The organism is Streptomyces sp. NPDC001933 (assembly GCF_042890955.1).
Taxonomy (GTDB): domain Bacteria; phylum Actinomycetota; class Actinomycetes; order Streptomycetales; family Streptomycetaceae; genus Streptomyces.
On sequence record NZ_JBIASS010000003.1, the window covers coordinates 348,121 to 371,585 of the forward strand.

Annotated in this window: 24 protein-coding genes; 12 read left to right on the forward strand and 12 right to left on the reverse strand. The window is 71.6% G+C overall.

Features of this window, described 5'->3' with window-relative positions:
- The first annotated feature begins 87 nt into the window (after window positions 1-87).
- Entirely contained in the window at window positions 88-699 is a 612-nt protein-coding gene (locus ACFYY7_RS09345; protein WP_388659028.1) for a TetR/AcrR family transcriptional regulator, read from the forward strand.
- 39 nt (window positions 700-738) lie between these two features.
- Here ACFYY7_RS09345 and ACFYY7_RS09350 read toward each other — a convergent pair whose 3' ends face one another.
- The 6 genes from ACFYY7_RS09350 to ACFYY7_RS09375 all read right to left on the reverse strand — a co-directional run bounded on the left by ACFYY7_RS09350 (window position 739) and on the right by ACFYY7_RS09375 (window position 6,373).
- Entirely contained in the window at window positions 739-1,362 is a 624-nt protein-coding gene (locus ACFYY7_RS09350) for a nucleotidyltransferase domain-containing protein (RefSeq protein ID WP_388659031.1), read from the reverse strand.
- 125 nt (window positions 1,363-1,487) lie between these two features.
- Window positions 1,488-2,414, reverse strand: coding sequence for an NAD(P)H-binding protein (locus tag ACFYY7_RS09355; RefSeq protein WP_388659034.1), 927 nt, complete (start codon window positions 2,412-2,414; stop codon window positions 1,488-1,490).
- Complete coding sequence (locus ACFYY7_RS09360) at window positions 2,411-2,770, reverse strand: DUF952 domain-containing protein (protein ID WP_266729777.1); 360 nt, start codon at window positions 2,768-2,770, stop codon at window positions 2,411-2,413. The genes ACFYY7_RS09355 and ACFYY7_RS09360 overlap by 4 nt, the downstream gene beginning before the upstream one ends.
- A gap of 334 nt (window positions 2,771-3,104) precedes the next feature.
- On the reverse strand, window positions 3,105-4,163 hold the full coding sequence (locus ACFYY7_RS09365) for a choice-of-anchor A family protein (RefSeq protein WP_388659037.1): 1,059 nt from the start codon (window positions 4,161-4,163) through the stop codon (window positions 3,105-3,107).
- A 132-nt stretch (window positions 4,164-4,295) separates the two neighbouring features.
- On the reverse strand, window positions 4,296-5,303 hold the full coding sequence (locus ACFYY7_RS09370; RefSeq protein ID WP_388659769.1) for an NAD-dependent epimerase/dehydratase family protein: 1,008 nt from the start codon (window positions 5,301-5,303) through the stop codon (window positions 4,296-4,298).
- A 116-nt stretch (window positions 5,304-5,419) separates the two neighbouring features.
- The gene (locus tag ACFYY7_RS09375) at window positions 5,420-6,373 is read right to left on the reverse strand and encodes a LysR family transcriptional regulator (protein ID WP_351261994.1); all 954 of its coding nucleotides are present in this window, start codon (window positions 6,371-6,373) and stop codon (window positions 5,420-5,422) included.
- Window positions 6,374-6,651: 278 nt separating this feature from the next.
- Here ACFYY7_RS09375 and snpA point away from each other — a divergent pair, with 278 nt between their 5' ends.
- A complete protein-coding gene (snpA, locus tag ACFYY7_RS09380; RefSeq protein ID WP_388659040.1) occupies window positions 6,652-7,332 on the forward strand; it encodes a snapalysin in 681 nt (226 codons plus the stop codon).
- Window positions 7,333-7,456: 124 nt separating this feature from the next.
- Here the strand turns inward: snpA and ACFYY7_RS09385 are convergent, their stop codons facing one another.
- The 3 genes from ACFYY7_RS09385 to ACFYY7_RS09395 all read right to left on the reverse strand — a co-directional run bounded on the left by ACFYY7_RS09385 (window position 7,457) and on the right by ACFYY7_RS09395 (window position 10,950).
- Window positions 7,457-8,131, reverse strand: a complete 675-nt coding sequence (locus tag ACFYY7_RS09385) for a DUF6304 family protein (protein ID WP_266729780.1) — start codon at window positions 8,129-8,131, stop codon at window positions 7,457-7,459.
- Between the two features lie 227 nt (window positions 8,132-8,358).
- Entirely contained in the window at window positions 8,359-9,384 is a 1,026-nt protein-coding gene (locus ACFYY7_RS09390) for a family 2 encapsulin nanocompartment cargo protein polyprenyl transferase (protein ID WP_388659773.1), read from the reverse strand.
- Window positions 9,385-9,543: 159 nt separating this feature from the next.
- Complete coding sequence (locus ACFYY7_RS09395) at window positions 9,544-10,950, reverse strand: family 2B encapsulin nanocompartment shell protein (protein WP_388659044.1); 1,407 nt, start codon at window positions 10,948-10,950, stop codon at window positions 9,544-9,546.
- A 178-nt stretch (window positions 10,951-11,128) separates the two neighbouring features.
- Here ACFYY7_RS09395 and ACFYY7_RS09400 point away from each other — a divergent pair, with 178 nt between their 5' ends.
- From ACFYY7_RS09400 to ACFYY7_RS09415, 4 genes are all read left to right on the forward strand, one after another.
- Complete coding sequence (locus ACFYY7_RS09400) at window positions 11,129-11,578, forward strand: RrF2 family transcriptional regulator (protein ID WP_388659047.1); 450 nt, start codon at window positions 11,129-11,131, stop codon at window positions 11,576-11,578.
- A 121-nt stretch (window positions 11,579-11,699) separates the two neighbouring features.
- Window positions 11,700-12,896, forward strand: coding sequence for a globin domain-containing protein (locus tag ACFYY7_RS09405; RefSeq protein ID WP_388659049.1), 1,197 nt, complete (start codon window positions 11,700-11,702; stop codon window positions 12,894-12,896).
- A 147-nt stretch (window positions 12,897-13,043) separates the two neighbouring features.
- The gene (locus ACFYY7_RS09410; RefSeq protein WP_388659052.1) at window positions 13,044-13,634 is read left to right on the forward strand and encodes an N-acetylmuramoyl-L-alanine amidase; all 591 of its coding nucleotides are present in this window, start codon (window positions 13,044-13,046) and stop codon (window positions 13,632-13,634) included.
- Between the two features lie 43 nt (window positions 13,635-13,677).
- Window positions 13,678-14,595, forward strand: a complete 918-nt coding sequence (locus tag ACFYY7_RS09415) for a 1-aminocyclopropane-1-carboxylate deaminase/D-cysteine desulfhydrase (RefSeq protein WP_388659055.1) — start codon at window positions 13,678-13,680, stop codon at window positions 14,593-14,595.
- Here the strand turns inward: ACFYY7_RS09415 and ACFYY7_RS09420 are convergent.
- A complete protein-coding gene (locus ACFYY7_RS09420; RefSeq protein ID WP_388659057.1) occupies window positions 14,568-16,172 on the reverse strand; it encodes a Na+/H+ antiporter in 1,605 nt (534 codons plus the stop codon). The two genes, ACFYY7_RS09415 and ACFYY7_RS09420, sit on opposite strands and share 28 nt — an antisense overlap.
- Before the next feature lie 57 nt (window positions 16,173-16,229).
- Here ACFYY7_RS09420 and ACFYY7_RS09425 point away from each other — a divergent pair, with 57 nt between their 5' ends.
- From ACFYY7_RS09425 to ACFYY7_RS09435, 3 genes are all read left to right on the forward strand, one after another.
- Window positions 16,230-16,490: a UBP-type zinc finger domain-containing protein gene (locus ACFYY7_RS09425; protein ID WP_358948954.1), complete on the forward strand. Its 261-nt coding sequence runs from the start codon at window positions 16,230-16,232 to the stop codon at window positions 16,488-16,490.
- A gap of 230 nt (window positions 16,491-16,720) precedes the next feature.
- The gene (locus tag ACFYY7_RS09430; RefSeq protein ID WP_072483809.1) at window positions 16,721-17,134 is read left to right on the forward strand and encodes an anti-sigma regulatory factor; all 414 of its coding nucleotides are present in this window, start codon (window positions 16,721-16,723) and stop codon (window positions 17,132-17,134) included.
- Window positions 17,131-18,084 carry an RNA polymerase sigma factor SigF gene (locus ACFYY7_RS09435; protein ID WP_382934735.1) on the forward strand — a complete coding sequence of 318 codons (954 nt, stop codon included), beginning with the start codon at window positions 17,131-17,133 and terminating at the stop codon, window positions 18,082-18,084. Before ACFYY7_RS09430 ends, ACFYY7_RS09435 begins: the two co-directional genes overlap by 4 nt.
- Window positions 18,085-18,197: 113 nt before the next feature.
- On the opposite strand, the gene ACFYY7_RS09440 is transcribed toward ACFYY7_RS09435, so the two are convergent.
- Window positions 18,198-18,671: a hypothetical protein gene (locus ACFYY7_RS09440; RefSeq protein WP_388659061.1), complete on the reverse strand. Its 474-nt coding sequence runs from the start codon at window positions 18,669-18,671 to the stop codon at window positions 18,198-18,200.
- Between the two features lie 130 nt (window positions 18,672-18,801).
- On the opposite strand from ACFYY7_RS09440, the gene ACFYY7_RS09445 reads away from it, so the two are divergent.
- Both ACFYY7_RS09445 and ACFYY7_RS09450 read left to right on the forward strand, forming a co-directional pair.
- The gene (locus tag ACFYY7_RS09445) at window positions 18,802-19,770 is read left to right on the forward strand and encodes a diacylglycerol/lipid kinase family protein (protein ID WP_388659063.1); all 969 of its coding nucleotides are present in this window, start codon (window positions 18,802-18,804) and stop codon (window positions 19,768-19,770) included.
- Between the two features lie 319 nt (window positions 19,771-20,089).
- Complete coding sequence (locus tag ACFYY7_RS09450; RefSeq protein ID WP_003953983.1) at window positions 20,090-20,347, forward strand: WhiB family transcriptional regulator; 258 nt, start codon at window positions 20,090-20,092, stop codon at window positions 20,345-20,347.
- Window positions 20,348-20,544: 197 nt separating this feature from the next.
- Here the strand turns inward: ACFYY7_RS09450 and ACFYY7_RS09455 are convergent, their stop codons facing one another.
- Entirely contained in the window at window positions 20,545-22,011 is a 1,467-nt protein-coding gene (locus ACFYY7_RS09455) for a histidine kinase N-terminal domain-containing protein (RefSeq protein WP_356088470.1), read from the reverse strand.
- Between the two features lie 536 nt (window positions 22,012-22,547).
- On the opposite strand from ACFYY7_RS09455, the gene nagB reads away from it, so the two are divergent.
- Window positions 22,548-23,333 (forward strand): glucosamine-6-phosphate deaminase, encoded by a 786-nt coding sequence (nagB, locus tag ACFYY7_RS09460; protein ID WP_356088412.1) that lies wholly within the window; start codon window positions 22,548-22,550, stop codon window positions 23,331-23,333.
- The last annotated feature ends 132 nt before the right edge of the window (window positions 23,334-23,465 follow it).

Genomic DNA, 23,465 nt, shown 5'->3' on the forward strand with positions numbered 1-23,465 from the left:
ACGGAGAGTTTTAACGGGACCACAGTTCCGTTAAGATGGGAGTCACCGTAGCAGAGGAAGAGTTACTAATGGAACTGGAGACCCGTTATGGCTTCTGAGGGTGTGGAACCCGGCAGCGTCCGGCCCGGTGGCCGTACCGCCCGGGTCCGGGAATCGGTCCTGCGTGCGGCGGGCGACGCCCTGGCCGAGCACGGCTTCGACCGGCTGGATCTCGCCGATGTCGCGCGCCGCGCGGAGGTCGGAAAGACGACCGTCTACCGGCGCTGGTCCACCCCCACCGGCCTGATCGCGGACCTGCTCGACGACATGGCCGAGCAGTCCTCGCCCCGCACGGCCACGGGTTCGCTGGCCGAGGATCTCAGGGCCAACGCCCGGCTGGTGGCCACGACCCTCTCCGACCCGCGGCAGGGGGCGCTCTTCAGGTCCGTGATCGCCGCCGCCACCTGCGACCCGCGCACCGCCGAGGCGCTGCACCGGTTCTACGCGATCCGGATCAAGGAGTGGTCCGGCTGCGTCACCGAGGCCGTGGAGCGCGGGGAGCTGCCCGCGGGCACGGACGCGGACGAGGTGATCCGCGCCGTGTCGGCGCCGCTCTACTACCGGTTGCTGGCCAGCGGCGACCCGCTCGACGAGTCGGCGGCGGACCGGGCCGCCGGGGCGGCCGAGGCGGCGGCCCGGGCGGGCGCGTACGTGAGCTGAGGACCGGCCGCCCGCCCCGTGGCGGCGATTAGCGCCCCGTCAGCCCGCCGGACGGGCGCGCAGCCGCACCGCCCACGGGTGCCCCGCGTCCTGGGCCAGGGAGATGGCCCCGGTCAGCCAGGCGCGCTGGTCCGCGTCGAGGACCGGCAGCGCCTTCGCGAAGTCCTGCTCGTCCTTGGGGCGCGGGGACCCGGCCTTGTACAGGAGCTGCACCTCGGGGCGGAGATACGGGACGCCGCCCTCGGAGACCCGGCCGAGCCGGCCGACCGGCAGCCGGATGCGGGGGTCGCGGCGGAACAGCCAGTCGTCGCCCTCCGTGTCGTCGAGCATGAGCTGGATGCGCCAGGGCTCGTCGGGCCCCGGACGGCACCAGATGTCGTGCACGTGCGGCGGCAGGATCTCGCCGGGCAGCCAGGGGCGCAGGGTGCCGGGCGGGTCCGCGGCCCACCAATCCCAGCCCGCCAGGAGCCGCTGGGCGGCGAGCTGGTCGCGGCGGAGCAGCAGCACGTCGATGTCGGCGTGGTCCCGGAAGGCATGGCCCACGGCGAATTCGACCGCGTATCCCCCGGCGATCCACCAGGGGACACGCAACGGTGCGAAGAGGCGTGCGGCCTCGTCCGGCGGGGGCGGATCCCAAGGGCCCCACGGGGTCTCCGTACGCATGGCCGCAGGCCTCTTCCCCTCTCCGGCGCCGCCCGACGCGAGGTCGGCCGGTCCGGCTCCGTCCGACGCCGGGTGGGTCCGTCTTCAGCGGGTCCCGGGCCGGTCCGTCTTCAGCGGGTCCCGGGTCAGTCCGTCTTCAGCAGGTGCCGGTAGCTGTCCGGATGCTCCCGCAGGAACGTGGCCAGGCTCGTCGCCGGATGCCCGGTGAGCTCCGGTACGGCGTCCGAGACCGTGGCCATCTCGCCGGTGGCGATGGCCTCGTACGAGGTCACCCAGCCGGCCACCTCCCAGTCCTCGGCGCCGTACTGCGCCCGGGAGGCGTAGGCCTCCTCCCGGGTCTCCGGCAGGTAGGTGACGGTCCGGCCGGTGACCCTGGTGAGCTCCTCGGCCGCCTCGGCGAGGGTGAACGCCTCCGGGCCCGTGAGCTCGTAGGTGATCCCGTCGTGGCGGGTGTCGGCGCTCTCGGTGTCGGCCAGCAGGACCGCGACCGCGGCGTCCGCGATGTCGTCGTGCGCCACCGCCGCCACCCGGCCGTCCCCGGCCGGTCCGCGCAGCACTCCGTCGGCGCCGGTCATGGCCGGGATCCCGGCGAGGTACAGGCTGTCGCGCAGGAAGGTGTGGCGGATGTCGGCGGCCCGGATGTGCGCCTCGGTGTGCCAGTGGTCCCGGGCGAAGGTGAACGTGGCGTCCGGCGCCGCGCCCAGGAACGAGACGTACACGATGCGTTCCACGCCCACGGCGACCGCCGCGTCCACAGCCGTCGTGTGCTCCCGCACCCGGTACGGGCTCTCGTGCGCCGAGACGAGGAACAGCGTGTGCGCCCCGGCCAGGGCGCGGCGCATCGCCTCGCCGTCGCCGTACCGGGCGGGCGGCGCGGCCACGGCGCCGGGGAGTTCGGGCAGCCGGGAGGGGTCGCGCCCGAGGAGCCGCACGGGCACGCCGGCCCGCGCCAGGCGCCGTGCGACCCGGCCGCCGACGGCTCCGCCCGCGCCGGTGACGGCGACGATGGGGGCGTCCGGGTTCTCCGGGCCGGTGGGGGGTGGGTTGTTCATGCGGGGTCGCCTTCCTTGCGCGGCCAGGGGCGCACCTCCACGACCGCGTCCACCGGGACGGGGCCGTAGATGTGCGGGAACTCCTCGCCACCGGGCGCGACGGACTCGTACCGTACGGGCACCGGGAGCCGGTCGGGATCAATAACGAGGACCACGAGTTCCTGGTCTCCGGTCCCGGCCCCGCTCCCGGCGCCGTACAGCATCTCGGCGACGCCGGGGAGCTGGTGCGGCAGCGAGCAGTGGATGAAGCCCTCTTCGTGCAGGGTGCGGCCGCGGGTGGACATCTCGTACGTCCCGATCCCGCGGGCCGCCTCCCACAGGGGCCCTTCGGTGAGGTGCAGCAGCAGTTCGGCCATGGGCCAAAACTAGCCGCGTCGACGCGCCCTCCGGGCCATCAGCGTGGCCGCCGATCCGGCCGCGAGCAGAGTGGCGGCGATTCCGCCGAGAATCCATTCACCGCCGCGCGCCCGTGTGCGGGAGCTCGCCCCCGGGGTGGGGCTTGTGCGGCCAGTCGGGCCCGTCGGGCTTGTGCGGCCAGGTGTGGGACGGGGTCGGCTTCGGGCCCGGGGTGTGGGTCGGGGTGTGGGTGGGCTTCGGTGTGGGGGTGTCCGTCGGGGTCGGCGTGGGCCTGTCCGTCGGGGTCGGGGTCGGCGTGTCCGTCGGCGTCGGGGTGGGAGTCGGCTCCTCGCCTCAGCCCGGCAGATCGCCGTCGAACCGGTAGGCGTGCAGCTCCTGGCCGCCCGACTCGCCCGCCGAGGTGTGGGTCAGCGAACCGGCGGTGTAGAAACGGCCGTTGGTGCCGCTCATGTCCAGGATGGTGGTACTGAACTGCCGGCCGATCAGCACGCTGCCCTGGAACTGCCCGGTGCCGTGCAGACCGACCTCGGTGGCGTCCGGGAAGTTCCACAGCAGGTGCTCGCGGAGCCCGGCCTGCGGCAGCGAGCCCATCAGCGTGCTGATGTTGCGGCTGCTCCCGTAGACGTTGACGAGCACCGTCGCGCCGTCCGGGATCGCGGCGAACGTGGTGCCCTGCTGGCCGCCCTGGGCCGAGACCAGATCGGCGTCCACGGCGAACACCTGGAGGGGCGAGGTGCCGTCGCCGGTGAAGACCGTCTCGGAACCGGAGTTGACCACGGTGCCGGTGGCGGGGCGGCGGTGGTCCTGGTTGTCGTCGTACGCGTAGCAGTGGCTGGCCGCGGTCAGCTCGTCGCGCAGGTCCGCGTACGGGGCCGTGGCGTCCGCTTCGTGGACCGGGTCCGGGATCACCGTTCCACTGACGGTCCGGGCGTACTTGACCACGCCGTGGTTCGTTCCCTCCTCGGCGAGCAGCCGCTGCCCGGTCGCGATGGACAGAGGCCCGCCCACGGTCAGGTAGTCGGAGTCGTCGGGGGGCGGCACCCGGGAGCCCCCGCCGGCCACGCCGACGTTGTAGACCTGCGAGGCACCCTCGCGCTTGTTCATGTCGAACCGCCCGAGGGTGACGATCTTCCCCTCGGCCTCGGCGGCGGCCTCCCGGACCAGGAAGTCGCCGCCGACGAAGATGTTGATGTTGCGGTCGTGGTGGGTGACGGGCCCGCTGTTCGGATCGAGCCAGGTCGTCGGGCAGTCGCTGCCCAGACACGGACCGAGCCCGCCGGGCAGCGGGTCGGCGAGAGCGATGGACGCCGTCGTGCCCACCATTGCCGCGGCCGCCGCCATGGCCACCGCCGCCCGGATACCGTTGCCGCGCGCACGCGCATGTGTTGCCATACAGGGCAATATGCAACTTTTCCTACAAGCGGCAGGAGCGCCACGCCCGGACCGACCCCGATACCCAGGACCGCGCCCGGTTCCGCGCCCGGGGGCGCACCCGCGCGGCGCTTCACGATCCCTGGCGGTGCGTCAGCCCCCTTCCGCCAGCAGTCCGGCCTCCACGTCCGGGTCCAGGCCGACCGCGGGCCGGTCCGGTCGCTGCGGCGCCACCCCGCCCAGCTCCTCCAGCCACTTCCAGGTGTCGGCGACCGTATCCTCGACCGGGCGGCAGCGCAGGCCGGTCGCGTACGCCCGGCTGACGTCGCCCCCGTGGATCGCCTCGTACAGCTCGCCCGGCGGCAGCCAGACCGGCAGATCGGCCCATGGCTCCACACCGGCCGCGAGGATCCTCTCCGCGGGCGTCCAGCGCAGTTCCGCGTCGGAGCCGGTGAACCGCACACAGGCGTCCAGCAGTTGCCCCATCGTGGCGTGCCCCGGCCGGCTGACCAGGTCGTACGGCCCGTGCAGACCGTTGTCGGCCGCGTCCAGCAGCCAGTTCGCGAGGTCGCGGGCGTCGATGTACTGAAGCGCCACGTCCGGCGTGCCCGGGGCCAGTACGGGTCCGCCGCGGGCGATCCGCCCCAGCCACCAGGGCAGTCGGCCGATGTTCTCCCAGGGCCCCAGGATCAGTCCCGCGCGGGCGAACAGGGCCCGGTCCCCGAAGGCGTCGAACGCGGCCAGTTCGCCGCCGCGCTTGGCCAGCGGGTACGAGACGTCACCGCCCGCGTCGGGCGAGGCACCGGCCACCAGCGGACCGTCCTCCGCCAGGCCGGCCGGGGCCGGGTATTCGTACACGGAGCGGCTGGAGACGTACGCGTACCGGGCGGCCCGGTCCGCCAGCAGACGGGCCGCGTCCCGCACGGCCGAGGGGGCGCCGCTCCAGGTGTCCACCACCAGGTCCCAGGTGTACCCATCGCCGGAACCCTCGCCGTCGCCCGCCAGGGCGGCCAGGCCGTCCTCGGTGGTGCGGTCGCCCAGGAGCTCCGCCACACCCGGCGGGGGCCCGTGCCGGCCGCGGTGGAACACCGTGACCTCCCAGCCCCGCGCCAGCGCCGCCTCGGTGACGGCGCGTCCCACGAATTCCGTACCGCCCAGCATCAGAAGCCTCATGGGCCCGACTCTGCCCGCCTGGCGGCCTGCTGGGAACCGGTCCTCGCTCTCGGCGGAATCGGGAAGCGGTTCGTCACGGCGTCGGGGCGGGCGGGCCGCGTTCGTCACGGCGTGCGGGCGAGCGGGCTTCGGTTGCGCAGCAGCCACTGGTGGTACCCGGCAGCGCGCCGGGCCGCCTCGCAGTAGGCCGCCTCCAGCTCCCCGTACACCGCACCCATGTCGGCGCCCGGCCGGGACACCAGCAGCAGCCGTACGGCGAGGGGGTCGTCGCGCAGTGGGCGGATGGCCATGTCGTCGCGCGGTCCGGAGGTGGGCTGGCAGGGGGCGACCGCCTCGCCGAGCACGACGAGGGAGGCGGCGGTGAGGTAGTCGCCGTGCAGGACGGTCGGCGCGAGCCCGGCCTCGCCGAACACCCGGCGCAGCCCGTCCCATTCACCGTCCACCGTGGGGTCGACCATCCACCGGTCGCCGGCCAGATCGACGAGGTCGACCACGGGCCGGGCTGCGGCCGGATGGTCCCTGGCCATGGAGATGAACTGCGGTTCGCGGTCCAGGAGTACGCGCTGTTCCAGGCCGTCGGGGACGGCCAGCGGGCAGCCCTCGACCTCGTGGACGAAGGCGACGTCGAGCCCGCCCGTCGCAATGTCGCGCAGCAGTGCGCGGGCCGATACGTCGACCCGCAGCGAGATGTCCGTGTCGGGCAGCCGGAGTCGCAGCCTGCGCAGCCAGCCGCCGATGACGCGGCTCGCGGTGCAGCCGATGCGCAGCCGCGGCCCGGAGGCCCGGACCGCGTCGGCCTCCGCCTTCGCGTCGCTGACCAGGGCGGTCATCCCGTCGACCAGGGGGCGGGCCCGGCTGAGGACGGCGCGGCCGAGCAACGTCGGGCGGCAGCCGGTCCGTTCGCGGCTGAACAGTTCGGCGCCCAGGGTGTTCTCGATCCGGCGCAGCTGGGTGGTCAGGGAGGGCTGGCTCACGCCCAGTCTGCGGGCGGCTTGGTGCAGGCTGCCCGTGTCCGCGATGGCGCACAGCGCCCTGAGGTGTCTCACCTCAAGCTCCATACGGTCGAGCGTAGGGCGGCGGGCGACGGTCGCACCAGACTCCCCAATCGCATCAAAGTCCGTTAATTCACCTGGAGTTGGGGAACGCTTCGACGGCAGTACCCGGGGTGGCAGCAGTCCGGTGACAGGGCGGCGACAGGACGGCGATAGGGCGGTGTTATCGCCGGTTGACATCATCCGCACGGGCTCCGGCTCCCCGACACTCTCTGCGTACCGCACCCGTCCGGGTCCGATCATCGGACGGGTTCATCGGACCGGTTACCGGTAGGAGACCCCCCATGAGACACCCCAGGACCGTCATGTCGGCCGTGGTCGGCCTCGGCTTCGGCCTCGCGGCCGCGCTCGGCACCGCCCCCGCCATCGCCGCCTCCCCGGCCCCCGCCGCCGCACTCGCCGACACCGCTTCGCAGGCCCGCGCGGGCTACACCGCCTACGCCGGGTCGCACGAGAACGCCGCCGCGAACAAGGCGTTCTTCGAGGCGGTCGCCAAGTCCGTGGCGAAGAAGCGGGCGGCGAACCCCGGCGCCCAGTCGGTCACCGTCGTCTACAGCGCGGCCAACGCGCCGAGTTTCCGCAGCTCGATAGCCAACAGCGCGCAGATCTGGAACAGCTCCGTCTCCACCGTCCGGCTGCAGGAAGGCTCGAACGCCGACTTCGCCTACTACGAGGGCAACGACTCCAGGGGCTCGTACGCGAGCACCGACGGTCACGGCAACGGGTACATCTTCCTGGACTACGCGCAGAACCAGCAGTACGACTCGACCCGCGTCACCACGCACGAGACCGGGCATGTGCTCGGCCTTCCGGACCACTACTCCGGCCCGTGCAGCGAACTGATGTCGGGCGGCGGCCCCGGCCCGTCCTGTACCAACCCGTACCCCGACGCGAACGAGCGCAGCCAAGTCAACTACCTGTGGCAGTACGGCTTCGCGGCCGGACTCGCGCGCAGCGCCTCCTGACCCCGTACGGTCCGGACGCACCGCACAGCACAGCGCCTCACCGCACAGCACAGGCCTCACCGGCCCGAAGCGGCCACCTCGTAGGACGGGGTGGCCGCTTCGGGCCGGTCCGCGCCCCCTCGCCTCAGGCGTGTTCCAGCGGGAACGCGCCCCGGTGTCCGGTGCCCGCGCCGGTGTCCGGGCGGGGCTCGTACTCGCGGCAGCTCCAGATCTCCTGGACGAATCCGGTACGCCGGTCCCACAGATCCCGGAGATCACCCTCACCGGCCGCCTCGCGGTAGGCGTCCTTGGCGCCCCGGAAGCAGGCGAGGCCGCCGGACAGTCCGCGCACCGCGGCCGGGGCCGGGAAGTAGTCCGAGAAGGCGCAGGCGATGCAGGTCTGGAGTCGCACCCCGGGCGGCAGCGCGCGCTGGATGGTGGCGAGCGCGGACGCGAAGTCGCTCTCGGCGCGATGGGACGCGTAGGCCGCACCGCCGAACTGCAATTCGAGGCTGAGGTGCGAATCGGGTCGGCGCAGCGACAACAGGCAGCTGAGCGTTGCCTGGTGGACCGCTCCGTCCCAGATGACCGGGAGCGGCAGGTCCCACTCCAGGACGCAGTCGCTCAGCGCACCGTCCACCAGGACGAACCGGTCGTCGGCCGGTGGCGCGCCGGCGGCCGGGGTGAGGCCGTCGAAGCTCGCGCCCTCGAAGTCGATGCCTCTTGTCCGGAGGCGTAGTTGCTGTCCGTCGGTGGTGAGGACGACGGCGTCGGAACCCTGTCGGTCCCGGTACCACCCCGCCCATGACTCATCTGTCATGGGCACGGACTGTAGCCCGTGCCCATGACAGTCGCCCGATCGCCCTCCGTTTCCCGTCACGGGCCTTGTGACCTCGGCGCCTTGTTCCGTTCCCCCCGGTTCCGGGCTCCTCCGTTCCGGGCTCCTCCGTTCCGCTCTCCTCGGGTCCGGTCTCTTCGATTCCGCTCTCCTCGGTCCCGGTCTCCTTCCTCCGCGCCTTCACCGTTCCCGGTCCCGGTGGTTCGTGGTCAGTTCGTCCGGCGGGTCACGAACTCCGCCAGGGCCAGGAGGTCGCCGGCCCGGGCCAGGTCGGGGACCGCCCGGGACAGATGGTGGACGGCGCGGGCCATCCGGTCCGCCGCGGCGATCTGCGCCCAGTCCCGGCCGCCGGCCCGGTCGACGGCGTCGGCAGCCCGGCTCACCTCACCCGGGGTGTTCATCGATCCCCGGTAGAGCGTGGCGAGTTCGGCCGCGGCCGAGGTGCCGGAGGTCAGCGCGGCGACGACGGGCAGCGACTTCTTGTGGGCGACGAGATCCGCCCCGACCGGCTTCCCGGTCCGCGCCGGGTCCCCCCAGATGCCGATCAGGTCGTCGATGAGCTGGAAGGCGAGGCCCGCCTCCCGGCCGAAGCCGTCCATTCCCCGGACCGCCCGCTCCTCAGCGCCCGCGTACAGCGCCCCCAGTGCGCACGCACAGCCGAGCAGGGCTCCGGTCTTGGCGGTGGCCATGGTCAGGCACTCGTCCAGCGTGACCTCGTCGGGGCCCCGGTCCTCGAAGGCGCAGTCGGCCTGCTGGCCCGCGCACAGCTCGATGACACAGGCCGAGAGCCGCGCCGAGGCACGGGCCGAGGCCGGGTCCGGATCCTCGGCCAGCAGCCGCTGGGCGAGGGCGAGCATGGCGTCGCCCGCGATCACGGCGTCGGGGATGCCGAAGACCGCCCAGGCCGTGGGCCGGTGGCGGCGGGTCCGGTCCTCGTCGATGACGTCGTCGTGCAGCAGCGTGAAGTTGTGTGCCAGCTCCACGGCGACGGCCGCCCGTACCGCCCGTTCCGGATCGCCGCCCAGCGCGCGGGCGGCGGCGAGGACCAGGGCGGGCCGGATCGCCTTTCCGGCCGGCCCCGAGGCCGGGGTGCCGTCGGCCTCCTGCCAGCCGAAGTGGTACATCGCGACGCGGCGGATCGATCCGGGTAAGGATTCGACGGCGGCGCGCAGTCGGGGATCGACCAGGGCCCGGGTCTCCTCCAGGAGAGCCGCGCCCTCCTGGCCCTGCGCCACGGGGGCGGCCGGGGCGTCGTCGCCCGGGGCCCGGGGTTTGGGTGGTTGGGGTACATGGTGGGTCTTCACTGGGGCGTCCTCCCGAGGCCGCCCCGGGCACCGCTGCCCGGTGGCGGAGGTTGACGGGGCCCGGACATCGTCGTCCGGACCCCCGCGGGGCTACCGCCAGCGGCTGACCTCGACGTTCTCCAGTACGCCCAGGGCGTCCGGCACGAGGACGGCCGCGGAGTAGTAGGCCGTCACCAGATAGGAGATGATCGCCTGCTCGTCGATCCCCATGAAGCGGACCGAGAGGCTGGGCTCGATCTCGTCGGGGATGCCGGTCTGCTGGAGTCCGATGACGCCCTGCTCGTCCTCACCCGTCCTCATGCAGATGATCGACGTGGTCCGGGCGTCGGTGACCGGGATCTTGTTGCACGGGAGGATCGGCACCCCTCGCCAGGCCGGCACATGCTGTCCGCCGAGGTCGACGCTCTGCGGTACCAGACCGCGCCTGTTGCACTCGCGGCCGAACGCGGCGATGGCCCTCGGGTGGGCGAGGAAGAGCTTCGACCCGCGGCGGCGCGAGAGCAGTTCGTCCATGTCGTCGGGGCCGGGCACGCCGTCGTGCGGCTGGAGGCGCTGCCCGTAGTCGCAGTTGTTGAGCAGCCCGAACTCGCGGTTGTTGATCAGCTCGTGCTCCTGGCGCTCGCGCAGCGCCTCGACCGTGAGCCGCAACTGCTGCTCGGTCTGGTTCATCGGCTGGTTGTAGAGGTCGGCGACCCGGCTGTGGACCTTCAGCACGGTCTGGGCGACGCTCAGTTCGTACTCGCGGGGCGCCGCGTCGTAGTCGACGTACGTGTGCGGGACGACGGCTTCGCCGACGTGGCCGGCGGAGAGGTCGATCGCCGCCTCGCCGTACTTGTTGGTGCGCTGCTGCGGGATGTTGAGCAGTCCGGCGAGATGGTCGCGGAGCGGCTGCGCCCGCTCGGCGAGGTTCAGCACGTCGGCCCGGCTCAGTGTCAGCACCGTACAGGCGGTGACGGCGCGGGCGGTGTACTCCCAGACGGCGTCGCCGTCGACCAGGGCCTGGTCCCCGAAGTAGGCCCCGTCGGCGTGGACCCCGAGCACCGTCTCGTCCCCGTACGGGCCGGTGCCGATCTTCTCGACCTTGCCGTGCGCCAGCAGATAGACGCTGTCCGCCGCGTCCCCCGACGCGGCCAGCACCTGCCCCGCCGCGATCTCGCGCTGCTCGCAGCGCCGGGCGAGCTCGCCCAGCACCTCCTCGTGACCGAAGTCCCGCAGGGCGGGAAGCTCACCGAGCTCGGCCGGGATGACCGCGACCCGGTCACCGGTCTGCACAAAGGTCACCCTGCCGTCCCCGACCGCGTAGCTCAGCCGGCGGTTCACCCGGTAGGTACCACCTTGCACCTGCACCCACGGCAGCATCTTCAGCAGCCACCGCGAGGTGATCTCCTGCATCTGCGGGGCGGACTTGGTGGTCGTCGCGAGGTTCCGCGCCGCTGCCGTCCCCAGGCTCTGCTGCGGCGGCAACGACGCGTTCTGAACCTCTTCACCAACGGACATCTGTCGTCCTCTCGATTCTTCGGCTGACCTGCGCGAAGAAGCCTTTCAGCACGGAGAGCGGTCGCGCCATTACACAAAAGAGTGTGACTAATCGGCTTTGGGCTGGGCACAACGCACAGCGACCTCCGCGAGTGGACTTAAGTTGCATCCTCGATGCAACTTATCTACGGTGGTTGTCATGCGGCTGACGAGATTCACCGACGTGGCGCTGCGCGTACTGATGCGCCTCGCCGTCGTGGAGAACGAGGATCCGCCGACCACCCGGGAGGTGGCGGCCACCATGCAGGTGCCGTACACCCACGCCGCGAAGGTCGTCGCCAAGCTCCAGCACCTCGGCCTGATCGAGGCGCGACGGGGTCGCGGCGGCGGGCTCAGCCTCACCGGAGCAGGGCGCTCCGCCTCGATCGGCGGACTGGTCCGGAAACTGGAGGGACCCGGCGACGTCGTCGACTGCGAGGGCACCACCCCGTGCCCCCTGCGCTCGGCCTGCCGGCTGCGCGGCGCCCTGCGCCAGGCGGAGGAGGCCTTCTACGCCTCCCTCGATCCGCTCACCGTCACCGAACTCGTCGCACCCCCCACCGGACCGCTGCTGATCGGCATCAGCAGCGGTCGCCCCGCCCCCGACTGAGCCGCCGCACGCCACACATCACCGGCCGCACACCGCGCACACGCGCCACGGACCCACCGCCCGGCCTCGCGCCGCCCAAAAATACGCATCTCAAATACCAATTCACTCATGAGGAGTCCCGATGCTCTCCGAGACGTCGACCGCCACCGTCCGCGCCACCCTGCCCGCCGTGGGCGCGGCCGTCGGAGACATCGCCGATCTCTTCTACCGCAAGCTCTTCGACGCCCACCCCGAGCTGCTGCGCGACCTCTTCAACCGCGGCAACCAGGCGTCCGGCGCCCAGCGGCAGGCCCTCGCGGGTTCCATCGCCGCCTTCGCGACGCAGCTGATCGAGCACCCGGACACCCGCCCCGACGTGATGCTCGGCCGGATCGCCCACAAGCACGCCTCGCTCGGCGTCACCCCCGCCCAGTACGACGTCGTGCACACCCACCTCTTCGCCGCCATCGCCGAAGTGCTCGGCGACGCGGTCACCCCGGAGGTCGCCGCCGCCTGGGACGAGGTCTACTGGCTGATGGCCGGCGCCCTGATCTCGATCGAGGAGCGGCTGTACGCGCAGCAGGGCGTCGTCGCCGGCGACGTGTGGCGCGAGTGGGAGGTGGTCACCCGGATCGAGGAGACCGCCGACGTCGCCACCTTCCAGCTCCGCCCCGCCGACGGAGCGCCCACGCCCGCCTTCCGGCCCGGCCAGTACGTCTCCGTACAGGTGGAACTCCCCGACGGGGCCCGCCAGATACGCCAGTACAGCCTCTCCAGCGCCCCCGGCTCCCGGCTCCGCTCGATCACCGTCAAGCGGGTGCGGGGCGGCGGCTCGCCCGACGGCGAGGTCTCCCGCCACCTGCACACCGAGGTGGAGGCCGGTGACGTGCTGCGCGTCTCCGCCCCGTACGGCGACCTCGTGCTCGACTCCGTCGACGCACCGCTCCTGCTCGCCTCCGCGGGCATCGGCTGCACCCCGATGCTCTCGATGCTGGAGCACCTCGCGGCGACCGGACACCGCGCCCCGGTCACCGTCGTGCACGGCGACCGCTCCCCCGCCACCCATGCGATGCGTACCGATCACGCCCTGCTCACCGGCAAACTCCCCGACGCCGCCGCCCACTTCTGGTACGAGGACCCCGAGCCCGGCCACCCGGCCGACCGCACCGGCCTGGTCGACCTGAGCGGCCTCGCCGTCGCCCCCGGCACCCACGCCTACCTCTGCGGCCCGCTGCCCTTCATGCGTGCCGTACGCACCCAGCTGCTGGCCAAGGGCATCCCGGCGACCGACATCCACTACGAGGTGTTCGGCCCCGACATGTGGCTGGCACAGGGCTGAATCCGGCCCACTGCTCGCGGACCTGACCGGTTCGGATCGCACACGGTCCGAACAGCCACCGAGGGCATGGCCCGGAGAGCGGCATTCCGGTAAAAGCGGATCAAGGCTGTTCAAGGCTGGTTCCCCCCACGCACGAAGGAGACGGCCATGTCCTCGCCCATGTCCGCGAGCAGGTTCCTGGAAGTCCTGATGAACGAGGGGCTCACCGTCGTCCAGGTCGGCGACTGGCGCAGCCACAACCGCAACCACAAGGGCCCCTGGGGCCCGGTCAACGGCGTGATGATCCACCACACCGTCACCAGGGGCACCGAGGCCACCGTGGGCGTCTGCCGCGACGGCTACCCGGATCTGCCCGGCCCGCTCTGCCACGGCGTGATCGCCAAGGACGGCCGGGTCCACCTGGTCGGCCACGGCCGCGCCAACCACGCCGGACTCGGCGACAGCGACGTACTGCGCGCCGTCGTCGCCGAGAAGCGCCTCCCCGGCGACAACGAGGCCGACACCGACGGGAACAGGCACTTCTACGGCTTCGAGTGCGAGAACCTCGGCGACGGCGAGGACCCCTGGCCCGAGGCCCAGCTCGAAGCCATCGAGAAGGCCGCCGCCGCCGTCTGCCGCCACCACGGCTGGAACTCCCGCTCGGTGATCGGGCACAAGGAGTGGCAGCCGGGCAAGGTCGACCCGCGCGGCTTCACGATGGACTCCATGCGGGCCCGCATCCACGACCGGCTCAAATGACCGGCGCCCGCCCGGCACGGTGCCGTACGGCGACAATTGCGGCATGCCCTCCGAAGTACTCGACCTCTCCCGGCTGCGACCGGTGCTCCCCTCGCCCCTGCAGCCGGTCGAGGACGAGCGCTTCGCCCGCCACGGCGTCCGGCTGCTGCTCAAGCGGGACGATCTGATCCACCCCGATCTGCCCGGCAACAAATGGCGCAAGCTCTCCCTCAATCTGCGGGCCGCCGCCGGGCGCACCGTGCTGACCTTCGGCGGCGCCTACTCCAACCATCTGCGGGCCACCGCCGCCGCCGGGCGGCTGCTCGGCTTCCCCACCGTCGGGGTGGTACGCGGCGACGAACTGGCCGGCCGGCCTCTGAACCCCTCGCTCGCCCGGTGCGCCGCCGACGGGATGACCCTGCACTTCGTGGACCGTGCGACCTACCGCGCGAAGGGTGATCCGGAGGTCCTGGCGGGGCTGCTGAGCCTCTTCGGGGAGTGCTGTGTCGTCCCGGAGGGCGGCAGCAACGCCCTGGCCGCACAGGGGTGCGCGGAGCTGGGGCGCGAGCTGCGCGGAGCGGCCGACGCCGTCGCGGTGGCCTGCGGCACCGGGGGCACCCTCGCCGGGCTCGCCGCCGGGCTCGCGCCGGGGCAGCGCGCCCTCGGCGTTCCGGTGCTGCGCGGCGGCTTCCTGGGGGACGCGGTGCGCGGACTCCAGGAGGAGGCGTTCGGCGGCCCGGCCGGGGCCTGGTCGCTGGACGAGCGCTTCCACTTCGGCGGCTACGCCCGTACGACCCCGGCGCTGCACGCCTTCGCCGACGACTTCGAGCAGCGGCACGGCCTGCCCGTCGAGCGGCTCTACGTGGCCAAGCTGCTGTACGCGCTCACCGAACTGGCCGGGGAGGGCGCGCTCCCTCCGGGAACCGCGCTCGCGGCGGTCGTCACGGGCAGCCCTCAGGGGGCGTCGGACTCCTCCCGGTAGGCCGCCGCCTCTTCCAGGTCGAGCCGCCTGAGCAGCGTCCGCAGCATCTCGTCGTCGATCCGCCGCTCGTCCCGCAGCGTCACGAAGACCTCGCGCTCGGCGCCGATCATCTCCCGGGCCAGCCGCCGGTAGGTGTCGTCCGCCGACTCCCCGGTCACCGGATTGGCCGCGCCCAGCCGTTCCCACACGGCGTTGCGGCGGCGTTCCAGGACGGTGCGGAGCCGGTCGGCGAGGGGGCCCGGCAGCTGGTTGCGGCGATCGGCGAGCAGTTCGTCCAGCCGTGCCTCGGCCGCCGCGGAGGCCTCGCTCTGGGCCTGCGCCTCGGCCAGCGTCTCCGCCTTCGCGTCGCGCCCGGGGAGCTTCAGGACTCGCACCAGCAGCGGCAGGGTGAGCCCCTGGACGACCAGGGTGCCGATGACCGTGGTGAACGTCAGGAAGAGCACCAGGTTGCGGGCCGGGAAGGGGCTCCCGTCGGACATGGCGAACGGGATGGAGAAGGCGATGGCGAGCGAGACGACACCGCGCATCCCGGCCCAGCCGACGATCAGCGGCGCCGTCCAGTCGGTGTCGGGCTCGCGTTCCCTGATCCGTCGCGACAGCCACCGGGGCAGGTACGTCGCCGGGTAGACCCAGATGAAGCGGACCACGACGACGGCGAGGAAGACGATCACCGCGTACCGGACGGCCTCACCGACCGCGTATTCGCCGAGCCCCTTCAGCACGAAGGGCAGCTGGAGCCCGATCAGCGCGAAGACCGCCGACTCCAGGATGAACGCGACCATCTTCCAGACGGCCGCCTCCTGGAGCCGGGTGGCGAAGTCGACCTGCCAGGACCGGTGGCCCAGGTAGAGCGCCACCACGACCACGGCGAGCACCCCGGAGGCGTGTACGCGTTCGGCCGCCGCGTACGCCACGAAGGGGATCAGCAACGACAGCGTGTTCTGCAGCAGCGATTCCCTGAGATGGGTACGGAGCCAGTGCAGCGGCACCATCAGCGCCAGACCGACCACCACACCGCCGACGGCGGCCAGGAAGAACTCGCCGATCCCCGCGCCCCAGCTCATGCCCTCGCCCACGGCGGCGGCGATCGCCACCTTGTAGGCGGTGATCGCCGTGGCGTCGTTCACCAGGGACTCCCCCTGCAGGATCGTCGTGACCCGGCCGGGCAGCCCGACCCGGCGCGCGATCGCGGCGGCCGTGACCGCGTCCGGCGGGGCGACGACCGCGCCGAGCACCAGCGCGGCGGTCAGCGGCAGGCCGGGCACCAGGCGGTACGCCAGCCAGCCGACCGCGACGGTCGCGAACAGGACGTAGCCGATCGAGAGCAGCGCGACCGGCCGGAGATTGGCCCGCAGATCGAGGTACGAGCTGTCGACGGCCGCCGTGTAGAGCAGCGGGGGCAGCAGCAGCGGCAGCACGACGTGCGCGTCCAGGGTGTAGGTGGGCACCCCGGGCAGATAGGAGGCGATCAGGCCCACCGTGACGAGCAGCAGCGGGGCAGGCACGGGGGTACGGCGGGCCGCCCCCGCCACCGCCGCACTGGCCGCGACCAGTCCCACCAGCGGCAATACGTCCATTCCACGGTCCTCGCATCCGCAATTCACGGGCCACGCATCCGTCGTAACCTGACAATCATGAGTGACTGCTCTCACGTGTCCGTACTGCCGCGCCCCGAACCGGCCCCGCTCAGCGCGACCTGCCCGGGATGCCTCGCCGCGGGCACCCACCCCGTGCAGCTGCGGCTCTGTCTGGTCTGCGGCCATGTCGGCTGCTGCGACTCGTCACCGCTCCAGCACGCCACGGGACACTTCAAGGAGACCGGCCATCCGGTGATGCGGAGCTTCGAACCCGGCGAGAGCTGGCGATGGTGCTTCGAGGACGGTTCGATCGTCTGACGTCTGGGTACGTCAAACCGGCGCCGGTTGTTCGTAATTGACCGCCGCAGACCCCTACCCACTGTGTGTGCTCATGGGCTTACCATGAGTGACAGCCATGGGCTGGGGCTCTGGCGACACGGCATCATGGATCGCGATAGCGTCGCGGACCAGAACCGAAGACGTACCACATGGCTCCGGGGCACCCTTCCCGGATCCTCGAAAGAGTTTGTGCCACCTTGGAGGTGAGGGTGTCCCAGATCGCAGGCGAGCCCGGGAATCAGGACTTCGTAGAGGTCCGGCTGCCCGCTGCGGGTGCCTACCTGTCGGTGCTGCGTACGGCCACGGCCGGTCTCGCAGCGCGCTTGGACTTCACTCTCGACGAGATCGAGGATCTTCGCATCGCGGTCGACGAGGCCTGCGCGATCCTGCTTCAGCAGGCCGTGCCGGGCTCCGTCCTCAGCTGCGTGTTCCGGCTCGTCGAGGATTCTCTCGAGGTGACGGTGGCCGCCCCGACGACGGACGGCCGGGCGCCGGAGCGCGACACCTTCGCCTGGACGGTGCTCTCCGCACTGGCCGGCAAGGTCGACTCCTCGGTGGCCGACGACCGTACGGTCAGCATCAGCCTCTACAAACAGCGCGGCGCGGGACCCGGGCCGGCGTGAGCAACGGGAACGGGGACGGTCCTGTGCGGGACGAGACGATGCGACCAGGGGTGGTGCGCGCAGCAGGCATCCCGGAGCAGCAGGCCCTGCCCCATCCGGTGGACGGGGCGGACGGGCCTTCGGGCCGTACGGTCGCGGTGGAGCAGTCGCAGGCGGAGCGGGCAGGCCAGATGAGCGAGCACGGGCACCACGATCCACACGACCGCAGCGGGGCGCGGGCGCTGTTCATCGAACTGCGCGCGCTTCCCGACGGGTCACCCGAGAAGGCGGAGCTGCGCAATCGGCTGGTGCGGATGCATCTGCCGCTCGTGGAGCACCTGGCCCGCCGGTTCCGCAACCGCGGCGAGCCGCTGGACGACCTGACGCAGGTCGCCACCATCGGCCTGATCAAATCGGTGGACCGGTTCGACCCGGACCGCGGCGTCGAGTTCTCGACGTACGCGACCCCCACGGTCGTGGGCGAGATCAAGCGCCACTTCCGTGACAAGGGCTGGGCGGTCCGGGTGCCGCGCCGGCTCCAGGAGCTGCGGCTCTCGCTGACCACGGCCACCGCCGAGCTCTCCCAGCAGCACGGCCGCTCGCCGACGGTCCACGAGCTGGCGGAGCGGCTGGGCATCTCCGAGGAAGAGGTCCTGGAGGGCCTGGAATCGGCCAATGCGTACAGCACGCTCTCGCTGGACGTGCCGGACACGGACGACGAGTCCCCCGCGGTCGCGGACACGCTGGGCTCCGAGGACGAGGCGCTGGAGGGCGTCGAGTACCGGGAGTCGCTCAAGCCGCTGCTGGAGGACCTGCCGCCGCGCGAGAAGCGGATCCTGCTGCTGCGCTTCTTCGGCAACATGACCCAGTCGCAGATCGCGCAGGAGGTCGGCATCTCACAGATGCACGTCTCGCGGCTGCTGGCCCGCACACTGGCGCAGCTGCGCGAGCGGCTGCTCGTCGAGGAGTAGCGGGCGGGGCCGCGCGCGCAGGGCGTGGTCCTTCCCGTGCCCGCGGCCGCCCCATCGACGGCGACCGCCGGGTTGCCGCCGTTCCGCCCCGCCAGGTCTTCCGGCGGGGCGGTTCAGTTCTCCGGGGCGGTGCCGGTCTCCGGGGCGGTGCCGGGGCGGCGGATGCCGAGCGCCTCGACCGTCGTCGGCCTGACCAGCTGGTAGAGCGCCGTCAGGGTCACCGCGGCGAGGACGATCCCGGCCGGGATCAGCACCCCCTGCGACCTCAGCAGCGTCCACGCCACCGGGAGCGCGATGATCTGTGTGATGAGCGCGGGACCGCGGCTCCAGCTGCGCCGCCGCAGCAGACCACGGGCAGCGGCCAACGGGATCACGGCCAGAGCGATCAGCGTCAGCCCGCCCATCTCCGCCTGCTGCGGGCTCTCGGGGTGCCCGAGCAGACCCATGACCAGCATGTAGATCCCGCCGATGGCGAGCGCCGCCCCTTCCAGGGCGGTGAGTCCGGCAACGAGAGTGATCCTGCTCGGCTTCGCCGGTTCGAGCCTCGGAGCGGGCGACGAGTCGGGCATGTTCTGCTGAGTACTCACCCTTGCAGGTTGGCATCCCGGCGCCGCGAAAGCGAAGCCGGGGTCGGAATCGGCCCTGCATCGTCACCGTGCGTGAAGGTCATGGGGCAGGACTTCAGAGTGATACCGCGCGGTAGGTAGTCTGACGGTCATGCGCGCACTCCTCGTGGTCAATCCAGCTGCTACCACCACCAGTGCGCGGACCCGTGATGTGCTCATCCATGCGCTGGCCAGCGAGATGAAGCTGGAGGCCGTGACCACCGAATACCGCGGTCACGCCCGGGACCTGGGGCGACGGGCCGCGGACGCCGACGACATCGATCTGGTGGTCGCCCTGGGCGGCGACGGCACGGTCAACGAGGTCGTCAACGGCCTGCTCCACAGCGGTCCCGATCTGGACAACCTGCCGAGCCTCGCGGTGGTTCCCGGCGGCTCCACCAATGTGTTCGCGCGTGCCCTGGGTCTGCCCAACGACGCGGTGGAGGCGACCGGGGCGATCCTGGACGCGCTCGCCAACCGGACCGAACGCACGGTCGGCCTCGGGCTGGCGGCCGGCACCCCCGGCACCGCGGACGAGTCGGTCCCGGAACGCTGGTTCACATTCTGCGCCGGACTCGGGTTCGACGCGGGCGTGGTCGGCCGCGTCGAACAGCAGCGCGAACGCGGAAAGCGTTCGACACACGCGCTGTACGTACGCCAGGTGGTCCGGCAGTTCATCGACGAGCCGCACCGCAGACACGGCGTGATGACCCTGGAGACCCCGGGGCAGGAGCCGGTCACCGATCTGGCGCTGTCCATAATCTCCAACACCGCCCCCTGGTCCTACCTGGGCAATCGTCCGCTGTACGCGTCCCCGAAGGCCACCTTCGACACAGGACTGGATGTGCTCGGGCTGAAGCGGCTCTCCACTCCGGCGGTCGCCCGGTACGGCACCCAGCTGCTCACTTCGAGCCCGGAGAAGGGCCCGTCCGGAAAGCACGCTGTTTCACTTCACGACCTCACGGACTTCACCTTGCATTCAAAGGTCCCACTGCCCTTCCAGATGGACGGCGACCACCTGGGAGTGCGCACAAGTGTGACGTTCACAGGCGTACGCCGTGCACTGCGTGTGATTGTGTGAGTAGAAGGGTCCAAAGTCCTTTAACTCGAACGTTTGGGCTGGGCTCCACCCCATAGAAGTACGGCTGTGACCTAGTCGACACCGAGGAATCAAAAAAAAGTTTCCAGAAGGGGTTGTATCCGCCGCCGAGGTTTGCGAATCTCTACATGGCGATCGGGACGGCCCGCAACACCGGCCTCCACTGAGAGCCAGAACCCCTCCTCACTTCACAGGACCACAACCAGTTCATCTGGGCGTCGGCCCGTCATCTGCGGGGGGATTCGTGAAAGCGTTCACATTCACAAGCAACAGTATGTAATACCAAGGAGAGGTAGCAGCCATGGACTGGCGTCACAACGCCGTTTGTCGTGAGGAAGACCCCGAGCTGTTCTTCCCCATCGGCAACACCGGTCCTGCGCTGCTGCAGATCGAGGAAGCCAAGGCCGTCTGCCGTCGCTGCCCCGTCATGGAGCAGTGCCTGCAGTGGGCGCTCGAGTCCGGCCAGGACTCCGGCGTCTGGGGTGGCCTCAGCGAGGACGAGCGCCGCGCGATGAAGCGCCGCGCCGCTCGCAACCGGGCGCGTAACGCCAGCGCCTGACCGACGCCACCGCTACGAGCCTCAGCCAGGCGGCGCGTACAGAGCGTACGCACAACCCCGCCCCCCGAGTCGCAGCGCGCAGTACCCCCGAAGCGCATGCATGACCAGTGAGCCCGGACCGTGAACAACGGTCCGGGCTCACTGCTGTGTTCGGGCTCACTGCCGTGTTCGGCCGCCCCGAGTAGGGGCGGGCCGGGTCACTTCTCGGAACGGACCGGTATGTCGAGCACGACCTGGGTGCCGCGCTCGGGGGCCGGGACCATGCCGAAGGTTCCTCCCAACTCGCCCTCCACCAGCGTCCTGACGATCTGGAGCCCCAGATTGCCGGCGCGCTGCGGGTCGAACCCCTCCGGCAGGCCGCACCCGTCGTCCTGGACCGTGATCAGCAGCCGTGTCTCGACGGAGGAACCGCCGCGCACCGCGGACACCTCCACCGTGCCGGACTCGGCGAGCGTGAAGGCGTGCTCCAGGGCGTTCTGCAGGACTTCCGTGAGCACCATCGCCAGTGGGGTGGCCACTTCGGCGTCCAGGATGCCGAAGCGACCCGTCCGCCGGCAGGTGACCTTGCCGGGCGAGATCTCGGCGACCATCGCGATGACGCGGTCGGCGATCTCGTCGAACTCCACCCGCTCGTCCAGATTCTGGGACAGCGTCTCATGGACGATGGCGATCGAACCGACGCGCCGTACCGCCTCGTTGAGCGCCTCGCGGCCCCGCACCGAGTCCATCCGCCGGGCCTGGAGCCGCAACAGGGCGGCGACGGTCTGGAGGTTGTTCTTCACCCGGTGGTGGATCTCCCGGATGGTGGCGTCCTTGGTGATCAACTCGCGTTCGCGGCGGCGGAGTTCGGTGACGTCCCGGAGCAGGACCAGGGAGCCGATGCGGACGCCCTTGGGCTTGAGCGGGATCGCCCGGAGCTGGATCACGCCGCCCGCACACTCGACCTCGAACTCCCGGGGCGCGTAGCCGCTGGCCAGTTTGACCAGGGCCTCGTCCACCGGGCCCCGGGAGGGGGCGAGTTCGGCGGTGATGCCGCCCAGGTGCTGGCCGACCAGATCGGAGGCGAGGCCGAGGCGGTGGTACGCGGAGAGGCCGTTGGGGCTGGCGTACTGGACGACCCCGTCGGCGTCGAGCCTGATCAGGCCGTCGCCCACGCGCGGCGACGCGTCCATGTCGACCTGCTGGCCCGGGAAGGGGAAGGACCCCGCGGCGATCATCTGGGCCAGGTCGGAGGCCGACTGGAGGTAGGTGAGCTCCAGCCTGGAGGGGGTGCGGACGGTGAGCAGGTTGGTGTTGCGGGCGATCACGCCGAGGACCCGCTGCTCCCTGCGTACGGGGATCGACTCGACCCGTACCGGCACCTCCTCGCGCCACTCCGGGTCGCCCTCGCGCACGATCCGGCCCTCGTCCAGCGCCGCGTCCAGCAGCGGGCGGCGGCCGCGCGGAACCAGGTGTCCGACCATGTCGTCCTGGTAGGAGGTGGGGCCTGTATTGGGGCGCATCTGCGCCACCGACACATAGCGGGTGCCGTCGCGGGTGGGAACCCAGAGCACCAGGTCGGCGAAGGACAGGTCGGAGAGCAGCTGCCACTCCGAGACCAGCAGATGCAGCCACTCCAGGTCGGTGTCACTGAGGGCTGTGTGCTGGCGGACGAGGTCGTTCATGGAGGGCACGTGTGCGAGCGTACCCGCGGACGGGCAATGGTTCCGAACCGGACGTCCGGACGGTACGTGCAAGGAAGAAGGTAAAAAGAAGAAGGTAAGGAGTGCGGAAAATTTCGGCACTCCGATGGATGGACACGGGCGAATGGTCTAGTCCACAATGCTGTAGACAGAGCTTCCGCTCTCCCCGCACAGGAGGGCGGATCGAGGTACCGCGCTCTCTGCCCTGACCGCGTTGGTACCTCTCCCCGGCCGGGGGCACCGCACACCGCCGGCCGACCGGTCCGGCCGTGATGGCCGGCCTTGCTCCGGGCTGCGGTGCCGGACGGGCTGAGGGTCCCGTCCCGGCGCCGTGGCCCGCGGGTGTTTCCGGGGCCATTTTCTATGTCCAGCCGGCATTTTCGACCCGCCCCGGCAGTCCGTCGGTGGCCACGAACAACCACGGTACGTCCACCGCGCCCGGGTCGACCGCGTCTGCTAGATTGGAACACGATTGGTCTATACCACCTGACTTCACTCTTCAGATAGGCAGGCCCCGCGTGGAAGTTGTCATCGTCCCGAACGCCAAGGCAGGCGGCGAACTCATCGCGGAGGCCATCGGCGCCCTGCTGAGCCGCAAGCCCGACGCACTTCTCGGCGTTGCCACCGGCTCGACCCCGCTGCCCATCTACCAGGCGCTGGCGGCCAAGGTCCGCTCCGGTGCCGTCGACGCCTCGCGCGCCCGCATCTGCCAGCTCGACGAGTACGTCGGTCTGCCCGCGGGCCACCCCGAGTCCTACCGCTCCGTGGTGCTGCGCGAGGTCGTCGAACCGCTCGGCCTGTCCGAGGCCTCCTTCATGGGCCCCGACGGCAGTGCCGAGGACGTCCAGGCGGCCTGCCTGGCGTACGACAAGGCGCTCGCCGAGGCCGGCGGCGTGGACCTCCAGCTCCTCGGCATCGGTACCGACGGGCACATCGGCTTCAACGAGCCTTGCTCCTCGCTCGCCTCCCGCACCCGGATCAAGACGCTCACCGAGCAGACCCGGGTCGACAACGCGCGCTTCTTCGACAACGACATCTCGCAGGTGCCGCACCACGTGATCACCCAGGGCATCGGCACCATCCTGGAGTCCCGCCACCCGATCCTGCTCGCCACCGGCGAGGGCAAGGCGGACGCCGTGGCGCAGACGGTGGAGGGACCGGTCGCCGCGGTCGTGCCCGCCTCGGCGCTCCAGCTGCACCCGCACGCGACGGTGGTGGTCGACGAGGCCGCCGCGTCGAAGCTGAAGCTGGCGGACTACTTCCGCGCCACGTACGCGGCCAAGCCGCCGTGGCAGGGGCTGTAAGGCTCCCGGACACACAGAAGGGGCCGGGGCACCCAGCGTGGGTGCCCCGGCCCTCTCGTATGCCGCTGGGGCCTCTCGTTTGGATCAGGCCGGGCGTGATGCGGCCCCCCTGCCCCGCATCACGCCCCGCGC